Source organism: Arsenophonus endosymbiont of Aleurodicus floccissimus, assembly GCF_900343025.1.
Taxonomy (GTDB): domain Bacteria; phylum Pseudomonadota; class Gammaproteobacteria; order Enterobacterales; family Enterobacteriaceae; genus Arsenophonus.
Genome location: NZ_OUND01000003.1, coordinates 274,088 through 289,101 on the forward strand (window position 1 = coordinate 274,088; position 15,014 = coordinate 289,101).

A 15,014-nucleotide genomic window follows, 5' to 3' on the forward strand; every position below is an offset into this window, starting at 1 on the left:
AAAATAAAAGGCGCGGCAGTAACATAACAATAAATTAATGAAAAAGATAAACCGAGCGATAAACAGGGTAAATAGAATTTAGGTTGGCAGGCGATATGTTGATATATATTGCAGGTTTTTTGCCAGGAAAAAGTTGTCCGTTTTTTTACTTTTAATGTTTCAGGAAAAGCAAAAAAACATAGACAATCGTGATCAGGGCGTAGATAAAAATTAAGCCAAATATACTATGCCACCCCTATAAATCATTGATAAAATGACCAATTAACTGTGATGCAATAGGCACAAAGCCTTCAATGGTAATGATAATACTATATAGCAGAGCGGCAACTGTACCTCGCGAAACATCACGCACCGCACTGACTGAAGTGACTAACATGATCGAAATACTTAATCCTTGAATGACACGAATAACAAGAAAAGCAGGTAGATTATCTGTTTGTCTTAACATAAAGGCGGCGGTTGCATAGATAGCTGCACCAGTTAACATAATTTTGCGGCGACTGATGGCATCGGAAAGCCGACCAAAGATTAATTGTCCTAAGCCGATTGCCAATTTGTAAACCATAATTGAAAGTTGGGTTGATGACGGACTTTTATTAAATTCTGCAGCGATGTCTGGAATAGAAGGTAAATAAGTATCAACTCCTAAAATACCCATCATGGTAAGCAATGCTTAGCCAAAAGTAAAGAACCTTAGATTTTGCCTGTTAATTTTATTCATCAATATTTTTCTTAATTGAAAATTTTATTTCATGCATGCAGGAAAATTCAGATAGATATTCAAACGGAGTTGATGAGAAGTAGCAAACTTTTTTATTTTCTGTTGAGCATTAATTTAGGTTTTATCTGGTTTGCTCATTTTTAAATGGTATTTTATTAAAGTGATACCAATTTGGCAAATTAAAATGTAAAAACATTGCAATATAAACGTTTTTAATTAGTAGCATATTAATGAAAAAATAGATGGGAATTTACTTCGATGTCATTAAATTATTATGGAATAGTGATATCTTAAAAAACTATAACAATAATTAAAATAAACCTGGGAATAACTGGATGTTATTTTCACGCTAATTTTTATCGGTAAATATTTAGATTTTAATAATAGTAAAGGCTCGGTAACTAACCGAGCCTGTTGTTTATTATATATTGAGGACAACCTTGGCAATTTCGAAGTAAATAATCAGACCAGTACCATCAACAAGTGTTGTGATAAATGGTACAGAAACTACCGCCGGATCAATGCCACATCTTTTCAGTAATAATGGAATAACAGAGGAGACAATTGCTGACCAGAGAGTAATACAGACTAGTGACAGACTGACAACAATACAAATATCCCAACCGATATTCATAAAGCTAGCACGCAGGATCCCTGCTGCACCCAATGTGATGGCGATTAGCACCGCAGTTGATATTTCTTTACGTAACATTTGCCATATGTGACTGATTGAGAGCTTTCCAATTGCCATTGAACGTACAATTGTTGATGTGATCTGAGTACCGCTGTTCCCGTCAATAGTGGAATAAAGAAGGCTAAAGCAATTACAGCCTCTAATTGATCTTCAAATGATTTGATGACTTTACTGGTATAAGCTTCCGCAATAAACAGTAAAAGTAACTAAACACTACGTTTTTTCCATAGAGCAAAAGGAGTAATTTGAAGATAGGGTTTATCTAACGGTAAACTACCACCTTACAGTTGAGCATCTTCGGTTGCATCATCTTCCAATATGCGATCAATTTCTCGTTTGCTAAGTGTACCAACTAATAATCCTTTATCTAACACTGGTACTAGATCAAAATCACAGTCACACAACGATTTTGCTAATTCAGTGCGTTTATCGCTAGGAGCAACAAAGAAAAAATTAGGTTGCATGAGTTGGTTGATACTATCACTTTCGTTAGGGTATTTTAATAGTGATTTCACTGATAAAATACCCATTAATTTATCATTAGTGGTAATGAAAATTTGGTTAGTAATACTATTTTCCTCAAGTTTTTTCAGAAAAACTTTTTTTGCTTCAGTGACAGAAATATATTCTGGTAGAGTCATATAATTCTGTGTCATATATGAAGCCGCAGTCGCGTTTGCCTGGTCTACATGATAGCGAGGTTTAAAAGTATTTTGTTGATAGGTAAAGCTATATAACAGTCCCCTATAGGTGTTAATATCTCTCACCGAGGCTAACTAACGTGGGAAATGGATCCTAAACGTTCAGGTTTTAGTTGCTAACAACGTATTCCAAGCGGAAAGTTACTTTTATAAGACCTTGATTCGATCATACCTGTTTTACCAATACAAGCCTGTCTCCATGCAAGTACGGCAGTAACTTTTGTTTGTTAGGTAGCCCTCGCCATAACGAGATCGTTTATTGTATTTCACGTCAACAGTATTGAACGCCAGCGATTATAAATTTACTTATCTTGATTACAATTTTTTCTTAAAGTTGTTTAGTTAAGATTTAACAAAATTAAATTTTAACCGTGAAAAATAAGGAAATATTGTTTTTATCTGATTATAAAGTAAAAGATATGATTGTTTGAAATATGAATGGATAAAAATTAGTTGGTTTTTAATTAAAATATTATAAAGATTCTTAACTTTTTTTTTTTACTATCTTAAATAACTCCATTTATATTACATAAATGTTTCTGGTGCGATAATAGTAAATGCGCCTTTAACAATTAAAATAAATACAGCTGCCCATATTGCCGCTGATAATAAGCAGATACTGTATACTTTAGTCCTATTCATTAATAACATGCCGGCGACTAATGGGATCATGTACCTTAATACTGCAATAAAACGTGAGGTAAATAACACTGTCATTCCTTGGTTTTGCAATTTGTTATGGGCATTATCAATAGTTGACTGATAGCGATTAAAAAATCGACTAAATAATTTTCTAGTAGTTGTTTGATTACCCAAATAGTAGGAAATTATTGAACCTGAGGTTGCGCCTAAAGTAATGGCCAACCAAACTAAACTAATATTCAGTTTTGGCAGACTGGCAGTAATACCCGTCAATAACATAACGGATGCAGGCGGAAGAAAAGAAGATAAAACAACGGTAGATTTGCTCATGGCGATGCTAAATAAAATTGTAAATAACCATATTGGATGTAAATTAAACTCTGACCAAAATGCATTTAGATATGTCATAAATTCTTCTGTTTTCATTGTGTTTTTTCTCTTTAATTAGCTATTTTCGGCAGCAATAAGGAAATAATATAATCTATCTATATTAGCGTAAATCAATTTCATTTAATTGCTGATAGAATAGAATTATTTTTACTAAATTTAGTGATTTATGAGTAAATAAAGATTTAACTCATGTACATATTTTAGTGAGTGTCTAGTTGAATAGTAAATTGGTTGCTAGTGACAATCAATATCAAATAAATGAGATCTCTATTTAGTTAGCAGTCAGACATCTATTTATTTTAAGACATTTTGCATTAAAATTAGTACAAAGCCTGAACCGATAAGTAAGATTGATATTACAATATTCTCTGTTTAGTTTGAATATCGATTAATCATTATCTTTGTGATGAACAATATATTTTTTGTTAATGACAAAATAATTAGTTAAGTATTTTTTTATTCAATAAAGCGTCGACTTCGGATCTTTTTAAGTACGCATATAATATTACGCTGATTAAAGTCCCACTGATAATTGCTAACAGATAAGCAATAATTGGTTGTAACGCCCCAGGGATCAATATAACAAACAGCCCACCATGCGGCGCCATTAGTGTTACATGAAAATACATCGATAATGCACCGGTAATTGCTCCGCCAAGCATACAGATTGGTAATACGCGCATCGGATCACGAGCAGTAAAGGGAATGGCGCCTTCAGAAATAAAGCATAGACCTAATATGAACGCTGCTTTGCCGCCTTCACGTTCATTAGATGAAAATTTGTGACGAGCAAATAATGTTGCAAGGCCCATGGCTAAAGGGGGCACCATACCTGCTGCCATAGGTCCATAAGTTTGGGCACTTAATAACGTGACACAAAATGCATAAGAAGCCTTATTAACTGGTCCTCCTATATCTGTACACATCATCGCACCTAAAATAAATACCTAAGATCACGGCATTAGTTGTACCTATGTTGGTTAGCCATTTGGTAAGAGCTGTCATTACCCAGGAAACGGGATTACCGATAATATAGATCATGACTAAGCCAGTTATTAATGTGGCGAACAATGGTACGATTAAGATTGGTTTTAGAGACGCCATACTTTTAGGTAATGGAAAGTGTTGATTGAGCAATTTGGCGACATAGCCAGCCAAAAAACCGGCAATAATAGCACCAAGAAAACCGGCATTGGTGCTAACCGCTAGCATGCCACCAACTAATCCAGGCGTTAAGCCTGTTCTATCGGCAATCGAGTAAGCTATATAACCAGATAAAATCGGGACCATGAGGGCTAAAGCAGCGTGTTTACCAATTTGCATTAGTGCAGCAGCTAATGTGCCTGGTTGTTCGGCTGCATCGAAACCAAACATAAAAGAGAGAGCGATACAAAGCCCACCGGTTACTACCATGGGTAACATGTAAGAAACACAAGTAAGTAGATGACGATAGACGCCTTGAGTTGCTGTTTTCTCAGTTAACTTGTCTAAGCTATTTTTTACTTTGTGAGGTTGATAATATTCCGCTTTAGTTAATGCATTATCCATTTCTTGAGCTGTTCTTTTTAAGACGGCACTTATTGAGGTGTGATAAATACGTTTACCGGCAAATTTCGTTAAATCAACTTCAATATCTGTAGCAGCAATAAAAAAATCAGCGTCATTGATCTCTGCTGAGCTAATTTCATTGCCTGTTCCTACCGAACCTCGTGTTTCTACTTTGATTTGCCAGCTGTGCTTTTTAGCTTCAATTTCTAAGGCTTCTGCTGCCATAAAAGTATGAGCTACTCCAGTAGGACAAGCAGTCACGGCTAAAACACGCTAATTTGCGAAAATTGACTTTGTCCACAATAATCGCTTCTTTTTTGGCTATAAAGAGAATTTTTTCTGACTTACATATTGTCTGTGCTTCATCAGTAAAAAAAACTTTTTTACCAGTTAATTAGCGTTCATCAGATATATTTTCACCAATAACAATAATTAGTTCCGCTTCTACAATATTATCCGTTAATTTTAAGGATTGTTGTTGTATCTGTTGACATAATATTTGCTTAGCAAGATAGGTTCTTGGTTGCATTTCGGGTGAATGGACAATAGCAATTGTTTTCATCAGGATATTCCTTATATTTGAAATGGGATCAGCTCAACACGGTTTATCATTTTTGTCAGTTGTTGCCGATCCATGCCCTAACATTGCCTTGGCTGACTGATATGGCACTGATAGCGGTTGCTAAACGCAATGTATGCTCACTGGTTTGTTGCATCATTAAGCTATAATTAAACCGCCCACCATGGCATCGCCTGCGCCAACTGTACTAACAACCTGGCATTTTGGTGGCGTAGCTAACCAGGCACCGGAAGAGTTGACCCACATTGCACCCCTTCTTCGCCTAAGGAAATGACAACGTGAGCAATGCCTTGAGCGCGTAATTGCTGTGCTGCTTTGGCAATTTCTTGATAGGTAGGTAATGGGTGGCCAATCCAGCTTTCTAATTCATGTCGATTTGGTTTCACCAACCAAGGACTGGCTTTTAAACCAGCAATCAATGCTTCTCGGCTACTATCAAATATGATGCACATACATTGATTGCGTAGCTGTTTCATCCAGTCAGTAAAATCATCTAAATCGATACCTCTGGGTAAACTACCACTTACACATACCATATCAAATTGGCTTAAACCAGCTCAGTAAGTCTTGAGCAAAATGCTGCCAATCCTGTTTGTTAATTTCAAAACCGGAAAAATTAAAATCACTAACTACAATATTTTTTTCTGTCAATTTGACGTTAATTCGAATTATACCTTCGATGACATGAAAACGGTTTATTGATCCCGCGGTCCTTAAAATCCTGTTGGAAACACCGGTTAAATTTTCTTTCCCTAAAAAGCCACCAACAGTGACATTAATGTTTAGATTTTTTAATGTATTAGCAACATTAATGCCTTTACCTGCTGGATATAATCCATGGGTTTTAACTAAGTTGACGGCACCTTTTTCAATATTGTCTAACATACCGATTAAATCATAGGCGGGATTTAATGTAATGGTAGCAACCTTACTTTTCATGCAATTTCCTCATCCATATTAGCGTTAATGATCTGTTCAATAGCATATAAGGTTGCTTGGGCGTCAGGGCCACTGATCTTAAATTGGATACGATGATTTTGACGTTCAATTAACCCTATGACACTCGTTATATTATGGCTATTGGCGGGAATTCCGCTCCCATCCAAATTAGTAATAGTGACTTTACTATTAAATTTTTTTATTGTATTAACTAATTGCGAACTCGGGCGTGCATGTAATCCATGTTTATTGTTTAACGTAAACTCCACGGATAATGTCTCTTTTTCTTCGTTTGTTTCAGTCGTTAGCAAGCTAAATACTTGTACGGCATCTGGTGCCTGTAACAATTTCGCTATTTTTTTATCGATCAATAAATTGGCCAGGTGATTTAAAGTATTATTAGTTAGATTATCTTTGCATGATAGCGTGATAAGTAGGCAAAGTTGAGGACCTTGATAAGATCAAGGCTCTTTAGAGCGCGCGGCGCAATGGCCATTGCTGTTTTTAGATTACCTTTTTTACTATCACTCAGCCAGATACCTTGGCCTAAATAAAGCGGTGGATTAGTGATCACATCAACAATAAAATCATTATTAATGGCATTTGCATCCTGTAAGTGATTAATATTTAACGCTTGCAGTGTCATGATATGGTCGGTATCAACATCTAAATAGATCAGGGAAGCGTTGAAAATGAAGTCTTCAATCGACTCTTGGGCAAGCAATATATTATATATTGTTTCTATTGATGTCTTGGTTGCCAATCGTTTGGCAATATTTTCATCACTTAGAATATGTGTCAGTTGCCGTAATAAGGTTAAATGTTCCTCTGATTTAGCGGCGATGACGATGACAATATAAGCTTTGTGGCCATTATTCCAATCTATGCCTATCCCCTGTGTGCCTTGTGTGGAAACTGAAATACTTGTACACCTGTCTGTAATACATTATGGCGCGTTTCTACGGTACCATGAAGAATCGCAATACCATTGCCTAAATAAGTTGACGCTTGATTTTCCCTTTTTTGCATACCGATTAGATAATCTGCCGTAACGTAACCAGCATTGATCAATGCTTGGGCAACTTGTGCGATGGCATGTTGTTTATGATCGGCAATTTGTGCTAAATGAGTATCTTTTTTAGGCACATCAAACATGTTTTCTCCTATTCACATAAATGAGTCAAACGCTGCAGTTTTTATACAGTCAAACCACAAAAGCTATTTTAGGTTTTATTTTATGCAAGCTGAATCGTTTCAATTTGCATGTAACTTTAGATAAAAATAGATATATTTATCTAATGGTGATTTTTGTTTTTATAAGTTTGTTCACGAATAAAATTTTTTTGATTTACTAAACGAAAAAATATAAGCCTAGGTTGGCAAAATAAAAAATGAAATTAAGTTAATTGATATAAAAATGTGATCTTAATAGTAGATTAAAATAATTAAATTTTAGTGATATATATTTTAATTTTTGGAAATATCATGCAACTTTGTTAATTAAAATTAAAATTAAAATTAAAATTAAAATTAAAATTAAAATTAAAATTAAAATTAAAATTAAAATTAAAATTAAAATTAAAATTAAAATTAAAATTAAAATTAAAATTAAAATTAAAAATAAAAATAAAATTAAAATTAAAATTAAAAATAAAATTAAAATTAAAATTAAAATTAAAATTAAAATTAAAATTAAAATAATGTTGATAATTATTTGTATTTATTTTAATTTAATCGGCATATAGCAATATTTTTCTGTGTAATATCAGATAGTAATCTGGCCATTTAGTTATTTTTTATTCAAGACTAAATAGTAAGATAATTTTGGCTAATTTTAATAATTAATTAAATACATGTAAAATATAATGTTGAATTAGGTAATAAATTGGTAAATATTTTTTTCTTAATGTTATTAGCTAATTATTTTTATATTTTAATGAAAAGTAATAAAAATGTTTATTTTTAGTTAAATAAAAAACAATGATGCGGCAGCATTATTAATTGTTATTGGTGCAGGGATGCATAGTTATTATTTTTTATTAATTAATTCGATAGCATAATGTTATATTACAACATAAGCATTTTGCTATTTATCACTAATGAAGCATTTTTTATTTTAACTAGACCATACAGGGAGTTTTGATTACTATGAATTGCGCTATAACTTGCCCGTCCAACGTTAGTAATCGATTATTATCGATCGATGCATTAAGAGAGGTATTGTCATGCTTTTAATGTTATTAGATCATGTGCGAGAAACATTTTTCCTTCATATGCAGGTCCCTGATCCAATGATAGCGGGTGAAACACTGGCTGATCGTTTTTTAGTCGATTTACTGCTCATCTTTGTGCGTCGGTTTTTATTCTTTTGACCGGTTTATTGGCTTATTTATATGGAAGTAAAAAAACATATTCTCAGTTAGCCACTAGTCAATTTTTATTTAAACGTTGCTTATTTCTTATCATCCTTGAACTCACGTTGATCAATTTTGCTTGGACTTTTCAATTACCGCCGGCAAAAGTTTTTCTGCAGGTTATATGGGCGATTGGGTTTTCGATGATTGCCTTAGCAATTTTACTTTGGTTACCGAGATGGCTGTTGGTAGTACTTGACTGTTTTATTGATTGCGGGTCATAATCTATTAGATACATTGCATTTCCCAACCGATCATTTTATGCATATTCCTTGGGCAATACTGAATGATAGAGGATGGATTGAGATTACTGACAGTATCAAAGCGCGTACATCTTATCCAATACTACCATGGATTGGTTTAATTATATTTGGTTATTTGGCTGATTCATGGTTTACAGAAAGTTATAATCAGCAACAGCGATTGAAGAAACTAAATTGCTGGGGTGTTGGCCTGTTAGTTGGTTTTATTTGTTTAAGAACAATTAATATCTATGGTGATAAACCATGGATATTAGCGGGCTCTTGGCTGGATACCATGATGAGTTTTTTGAATATTACTAAATACCCGCCTTCTTTATTATTCATTATGTTGACGCTGGGTATTGGCTTACTACTGCTTCGGTTACTTGAGTTAAAACAAAATTTACCATGGTTAAAACCCTTAGTAACCTATGGTTCAGTACCGATGTTTTTTTATATTTTGCATCTTTTATGTATTGAAATTTCTCTATTTGATCGCAGTGGCTATTTGGGGAACAAATCAAGGTGAGTATTTTGGTTTTGATCATGTTGCTATGATCTGGTTAGTGACCATCATATTAATGATACTTTTTTATCCGTTTGTGAAGCTGTTTAGCCAGTTTAAGGCGCGCCGCAATGATTTAATTTGGCTGAGAAATATCTATAGATTATTTGGCAAAATTAGCTAATGTTATGCGATGAAACTGGATGGCGAGAATTAATTCTAGTTAAAATAATTACCAACATCAATGCCCATCTATGATGAGTTAAATTTTCTATTAATCATTTAGCCCACTTGGTGTGGGCTTTTTAGTTTATAGATAGGCACCACTAAGCGCTAAGCGTAATAATAGGGCGTAGCCGGTTGCCTGCCAACTTTGAGTTACCATAAAAAAGTTAGTAATATTTTATTTAATGATTGCGAATATATTGTATATTATAACCATAAGATTTACCTGTTTTCAATGGAGTAGTTTATTGAACTTGTTTTTTATTTTTTTTGCTTTCTTTTCAATCTTTTTGGTAGCTATATTAATGTCTGCCAGAAATTCTCTTTTGGTATCATTTTTAGAAAACTTTGTATCCTGTAGATTTGCTTCAGCAAAATTTGTTCCTGCTAAATTTGCTTTACTGAATTTAGCTTTTTGACAGTTAGCATTAGTTAAACTTGCATCAGTAAGGTTGGCCTTCTTTAAGTTAGCGTTTATTAAAATTGCAGCAGGGAGATTTGTTTTTTGTAATGAGATTGCATTTTCTAGGCTGCTTTTAGTGATATTTGTTTGTTGTAATAAGCTTGCTGCTGAATTTATATCAGTAGAACTTATTGTTTGTAATAAAGCAGTGGCTGCTGATTTTGCTTTAATGAGACTTGCATTAGTGAGCGTTATGTTATTTAAATGAATGTTATTTCTTTTATGTAATAAGATAGCCGCTGCCAAATATCCTGCCACGGCATCTGTTTTTTGTGATAAGGTAGCTGTTATATTTTCTTCAGCGATCTTTAGCTCGTTAATATTTATTTTTTGTAAAAAAATAGTTGCCGCTCATTTTGCTTCTGTTAATTTTTCTTTAGGAACAACTATTCATTGTAATGAAATGCCCGGAGTAAAATCTGCTTGCATTAAATTAGCGTCAGCGATATTTGTTTCTTTTAATATAGATCTAGTTAAACATGTATTTTTTAAACTAACACTTTTTAAGGTAGCTTGATATAAACTAGCAAAACTTAAATCGGCATTGTCAAGTACTGCTTCTGATAGGTTTGCTTTTTCTAGAACAGCGCCTACAAGATCTGTATTATTCAGCTTTGCTTCAATTAGAATGGCCTCTTTTAGCCTGTTTTTTTTTAAAGTCGTATTGTTTAAATCTGCTTGATATAGATTTGCGTTATTTAGCGTCGCTCCGGTCATATTTACAAAAAACATTTTTGCCTTTGTTAGATCAGCGCTGCTCATATTGGCTAATGTAAAAGCTGAACCGAGAAAATTGGTGTCATTTAATTTTGCATCCTGCATATTTGTATCAGATAAATTAGACAGTCTTATGTTTGATTGGCCTAAATTCGCTTCAGTAAATATTGCTTTTTGAAAAGTACTGTGTTTTACCGTTTACTTCTTTCAATGAAGCATGAGCGAAATTTGCATTGTTAAATTTAGAATTAAAAATATACGCTTGATTTAAATAGGCTTTACAAAATGATGCACATTGTGAATCAATTGAATCTAAAGTCGCGTTATTTAACAATGCTGAATCTAGACATGTATTCTTTAGTGGCTTTAATTTCTCCGTTGGGTAGTCTTAATCTGGCCAATTTTGCATTACTCAAGTCAGCCTTAATCAATGTTGCGAGTGCCTGCGATGGTAGTTTTTACTAACAATGCTGAGTCTAATGTTGCATGATTGAAGGTATTGGTTTTAATTTCTCCGTTGGCTAATTTTAGGGTAATAATTTTTGTGTCGGTCAGGTTAGCACAAATAAGTGTTACGTGATCAAAATTAGCGCCGGCTATAGAGGCTCTTTCTAACAATGCTGAATTTAATTTTGCATATTTGAATGTCGTTTTTTCAATTTTTGCGTCGTTTAAATTTGTTTCAATTAATTTTGCATTATAAAATGTTGCATTTATAATATTTGTGTTTTGCAGATTGGCGCCGGATAAATCTGTTCCGTTTAGATTTACATTTGAAAAATATGCTTCGCTTAAATCAATTCCTTCTAAAATTCTGGCGGATAGATCGGTATTTAATAAATGAATCTTTCCTTCTTTTATAAATATGTTTGGATCAATCCTATTGTTTAATAACATTAAAATTGTGGTATTTTTAAATCCTTTTACATCAATATCTGAAGTACAATTCTCTCCTGTCTGTCTTTCAACGGTAACAGATAGTTTGTCTGAATGATATTCAGACGGTTTAATAGCTACCGAGCAACCATCAAAATTAAATTTGAGTTCTTTAGGAATATGATAACAATTTGAATTGGCAATTTTTTCTTCTAGTGCGGTGGTTATTGTTTGCATGAAATTATCGTATTGTTTAGATAATTTTCTTTCCACTCCGCCCAGGGTAAAAAAGTTTATAATATGTTCAAGTAAGCCTTTCGGTGACGTCGCTAATTCTTTTCCTTCTATCGGATTAATATTTATTGCGTAATTAGTAAACATTGAACAACGATTGGTATCCATATTTATATATGCCATAGTTCCTATTTCCATAATAGTATTAAATTTAAAAATAAACGCAATTGGCTTATTTTTTATTAATGGTATTACAACAATAGATATATATAGTAATATTACTTAATATGTTATTAGTATTGATATATAATTAGATATATCGAATTTATACTATATAATTATTTCTAATATTTTTTTAAATTAAACATAATAATGTCATGCAATAATTTATATTAATTAGATTATTTATTTTATCCAGATCGTTATTTCTTATAAGATAATACGTATAAGATTTTTAATATTCATATTTATTTTCTTGATGTTGTTCAACATCAATTATGTTCATAACCTATTATCAATACTTAAACTCTATCAATTGACTTTTGCAGATTTACTAATGAGTTAGTTTATATTTCATCCATAACTTGGCTGTTAACTTTTGAATGCAAATTTATCAATAAGTTATTTTTATTCAGTTATTTGCCATGAATTTAAACTGAAATAGTTAATAAATAAATTACACACAGCAAAATCATTAATTTTACTGATTTGTTTATAAAACAAGCATATGATTTATAAAGACTAGACCCGCACTAAAACAGCACGTATAATGCATCCCACTTAGGCCCCTTGGCTCAGTGGTTAGAGCAGGCGACTCATAATCGCTTGGTCGCTGGTTCAAATCCAGCAGGGGCCACCAGATTTTAGCTATAATAGCAGCTAATTGATACCACTCTACTATGAGTGGTTTTTGCTATTCTAAAGCCACAGATTTTAGCTTGTCTTTGTATGCAACGGATTTATCACTAAAGGCCAGCAGTTAGTGGTGTCGAAAATTATCGACGACATCAGTGCAATCAAAACAACCATTTCTGCCCTACAACTGGCAATAATTAATATTAATGGATAACTAAATATCAGATTGGAAATTGAATCGAGGGTGTTTAGGTAACATTTTGTTAGTATTTTCAACATGTTATCTAATTACAGTGGCTAAAAACTTTACTAATGATCTGCTGAGTTAACATAACTATCAATAAAAAAGCACCTATCTAGTATCTAGAGGTGCTTTTTATTACGCTAAAGATAAATAAGAGTTATTCATCCAGGAAACTACGCAACACTTCTGAACGACTTGGATGGCGCAGTTTACGTAACGCTTTTGCTTCTATTTGTCGGATCCGCTCGCGAGTAACATCAAACTGTTTACCCACTTCCTCTAGCGTGTGATCCGTATTCATATCAATACCAAAGCGCATGCGCAGAACTTTTGCTTCACGAGTCGTTAAGCCAGCTAGAACTTCGTGGGTAGCTGATCTTAGACTTTCCGAGGTAGCAGAGTCTAACGGTAACTCTAGGGTAGTATCTTCAATGAAATCACCAAGATGTGAATCTTCATCATCGCCAATAGGTGTTTCCATCGAAATAGGCTCTTTGGCAATTTTTAGTACTTTACGGATTTTATCCTCAGGCATTAACATGCGTTCTGCCAATTCTTCAGGTGAGGGTTCACGACCCATTTCCTGTAACATTTGGCGAGAAATGCGGTTCAGCTTGTTGATCGTTTCGATCATGTGCACTGGAATACGGATTGTGCGCGCCTGATCAGCAATTGAACGGGTGATCGCCTGTCGGATCCACCAGGTTGCATAAGTCGAAAACTTATAGCCACGACGGTATTCAAATTTATCAACCGCTTTCATTAGACCAATGTTACCTTCCTGGATCAGATCAAGGAATTGAAGGCCACGATTGGTATATTTTTTAGCAATAGAGATAACTAACCGTAAGTTAGCTTCAACCATCTCTTTTTTCGCTCGACGCGCTTTTGCTTCACCAATAGACATACGGCGGTTAATATCTTTAACCTGTTCAATGGTTAAACCAGTCTCTTCTTCAATTTGTTGTAGTTTTTGCAACGAGCGTTGTATCTCTTCTTCGACTTCAACTAATTTTTCAGACCAGGGTTTATTCATTGCTTTTGCCGCAGCTAACCAATTACCATTGGTTTCATTACCTGAGAATAGGGTAATGAAGTTTTTTTTCGGCATTTTGAATTGTTCAATACAGAGTTTCATGATGAGACGATCTTGAGAACGAATACGTTCCATCATATCACGCATATTGTTCACTAAATAATCAAACTGTTTTGGTACTAAACGGAACTGTTTGAAAATCTCGGACAACTGCTCGATTTCTGCTGCTGAATTAGCATGGTTACGGCCACTTTTTTGGATTTCAATGGACGTACGTTCATATTGCTCACGAAGTTCTGAAAATTTCTGTCGAGCGAGTTCTGGATCGACATTGTTTTCATCACTGTCGTCACTATCGTCATCTTCGTCTTTATCTTCATCATCATTTAAGGCTTCTTCCGGTAATACTGAACCGATATGTGTTGCTGTCGGTGCTAAATCCTCTTCAGCGTTTGGATCAACGAAGCCGGTAATAATATCAGATAGGCGGGTTTCACCTTTTTCAACACGTTCGTATTGGTCTAATAGATAAGCGATAGCTTCAGGATATTCAGCAACAGAACACTGAACCTGATTAATGCCATCTTCGATGCGTTTAGCGATATCAATTTCACCTTCACGGGTCAGTAGTTCTACGGTGCCCATTTCACGCATATACATCCGCACAGGATCTGTTGTGCGGCCTATTTCACTTTCAACACTGGATAATACCTGGGCAGCAGCTTCAACAGCATCATCGTCAGTATCAGTGGCAGTTTCTGCCAGAATAAGATCGTCGGCATCAGGCGCTTCTTCCATCACTTGAATGCCCATATCATTAATCATTTGGATGATATCTTCGATCTGATCTGAATCGACGATATCTTCCGGCAGATGGTCGTTGACCTCAGCATAGGTCAGGTAGCCTTGCTCTTTACCTTTGGTAACTACTAGCTTCAGCTGTGACTGCGGGTTTTGCTCCATAAGACGGTATCCACACTTCATAACT

Annotated in this window: 9 protein-coding genes, 1 tRNA gene, 4 pseudogenes and 1 riboswitch; of the genes and pseudogenes, 3 read left to right on the forward strand and 11 right to left on the reverse strand. The window is 34.1% G+C overall.

Annotation, left to right across the window (positions count from 1 at the left end):
* Positions 1-235: 235 nt before the first annotated feature.
* From ARADI_RS18520 to fruB, 6 genes and pseudogenes are all read right to left on the reverse strand, one after another.
* A complete protein-coding gene (locus tag ARADI_RS18520; RefSeq protein WP_238149418.1) occupies positions 236-661 on the reverse strand; it encodes an MFS transporter in 426 nt (141 codons plus the stop codon).
* A gap of 481 nt (positions 662-1,142) precedes the next feature.
* Positions 1,143-2,071 (reverse strand): annotated as a pseudogene (locus tag ARADI_RS21780) (magnesium transporter).
* Positions 2,072-2,202: 131 nt separating this feature from the next.
* Positions 2,203-2,374: riboswitch (M-box (ykoK) riboswitch) on the reverse strand.
* A gap of 267 nt (positions 2,375-2,641) precedes the next feature.
* Positions 2,642-3,184, reverse strand: coding sequence for a DedA family protein (locus ARADI_RS11650; protein WP_238149419.1), 543 nt, complete (start codon positions 3,182-3,184; stop codon positions 2,642-2,644).
* A 404-nt stretch (positions 3,185-3,588) separates the two neighbouring features.
* A pseudogene (gene fruA, locus ARADI_RS11655) lies at positions 3,589-5,258 on the reverse strand (PTS fructose transporter subunit IIBC).
* Positions 5,259-5,269: 11 nt separating this feature from the next.
* A pseudogene (gene fruK, locus ARADI_RS11665) lies at positions 5,270-6,215 on the reverse strand (1-phosphofructokinase).
* A pseudogene (fruB, locus tag ARADI_RS11670) lies at positions 6,212-7,370 on the reverse strand (fused PTS fructose transporter subunit IIA/HPr protein). Before fruB ends, fruK begins: the two co-directional pseudogenes overlap by 4 nt.
* Before the next feature lie 1,070 nt (positions 7,371-8,440).
* On the opposite strand from fruB, the gene ARADI_RS18525 reads away from it, so the two are divergent.
* The gene (locus ARADI_RS18525; protein ID WP_238149420.1) at positions 8,441-8,587 is read left to right on the forward strand and encodes a hypothetical protein; all 147 of its coding nucleotides are present in this window, start codon (positions 8,441-8,443) and stop codon (positions 8,585-8,587) included.
* A gap of 237 nt (positions 8,588-8,824) precedes the next feature.
* Positions 8,825-9,400, forward strand: a complete 576-nt coding sequence (locus ARADI_RS18530) for an acetyltransferase domain-containing protein (RefSeq protein ID WP_238149421.1) — start codon at positions 8,825-8,827, stop codon at positions 9,398-9,400.
* A 433-nt stretch (positions 9,401-9,833) separates the two neighbouring features.
* Here the strand turns inward: ARADI_RS18530 and ARADI_RS11680 are convergent, their stop codons facing one another.
* From ARADI_RS11680 to ARADI_RS11695, 4 genes are all read right to left on the reverse strand, one after another.
* Entirely contained in the window at positions 9,834-10,310 is a 477-nt protein-coding gene (locus ARADI_RS11680) for a pentapeptide repeat-containing protein (protein WP_182853229.1), read from the reverse strand.
* A 144-nt stretch (positions 10,311-10,454) separates the two neighbouring features.
* Complete coding sequence (locus ARADI_RS11685) at positions 10,455-10,886, reverse strand: pentapeptide repeat-containing protein (RefSeq protein ID WP_182853230.1); 432 nt, start codon at positions 10,884-10,886, stop codon at positions 10,455-10,457.
* Positions 10,887-10,938: 52 nt separating this feature from the next.
* The gene (locus ARADI_RS21105; RefSeq protein ID WP_182853231.1) at positions 10,939-11,115 is read right to left on the reverse strand and encodes a pentapeptide repeat-containing protein; all 177 of its coding nucleotides are present in this window, start codon (positions 11,113-11,115) and stop codon (positions 10,939-10,941) included.
* Between the two features lie 89 nt (positions 11,116-11,204).
* Positions 11,205-12,074 (reverse strand): pentapeptide repeat-containing protein, encoded by an 870-nt coding sequence (locus ARADI_RS11695; protein ID WP_238149422.1) that lies wholly within the window; start codon positions 12,072-12,074, stop codon positions 11,205-11,207.
* Positions 12,075-12,674: 600 nt separating this feature from the next.
* On the opposite strand from ARADI_RS11695, the gene ARADI_RS11700 reads away from it, so the two are divergent.
* Positions 12,675-12,750, forward strand: a tRNA-Ile gene (locus ARADI_RS11700).
* Positions 12,751-13,147: 397 nt separating this feature from the next.
* Here the strand turns inward: ARADI_RS11700 and rpoD are convergent.
* Positions 13,148-14,989 carry an RNA polymerase sigma factor RpoD gene (gene rpoD / locus ARADI_RS11705; RefSeq protein ID WP_119712155.1) on the reverse strand — a complete coding sequence of 614 codons (1,842 nt, stop codon included), beginning with the start codon at positions 14,987-14,989 and terminating at the stop codon, positions 13,148-13,150.
* Positions 14,990-15,014: the final 25 nt, after the last annotated feature.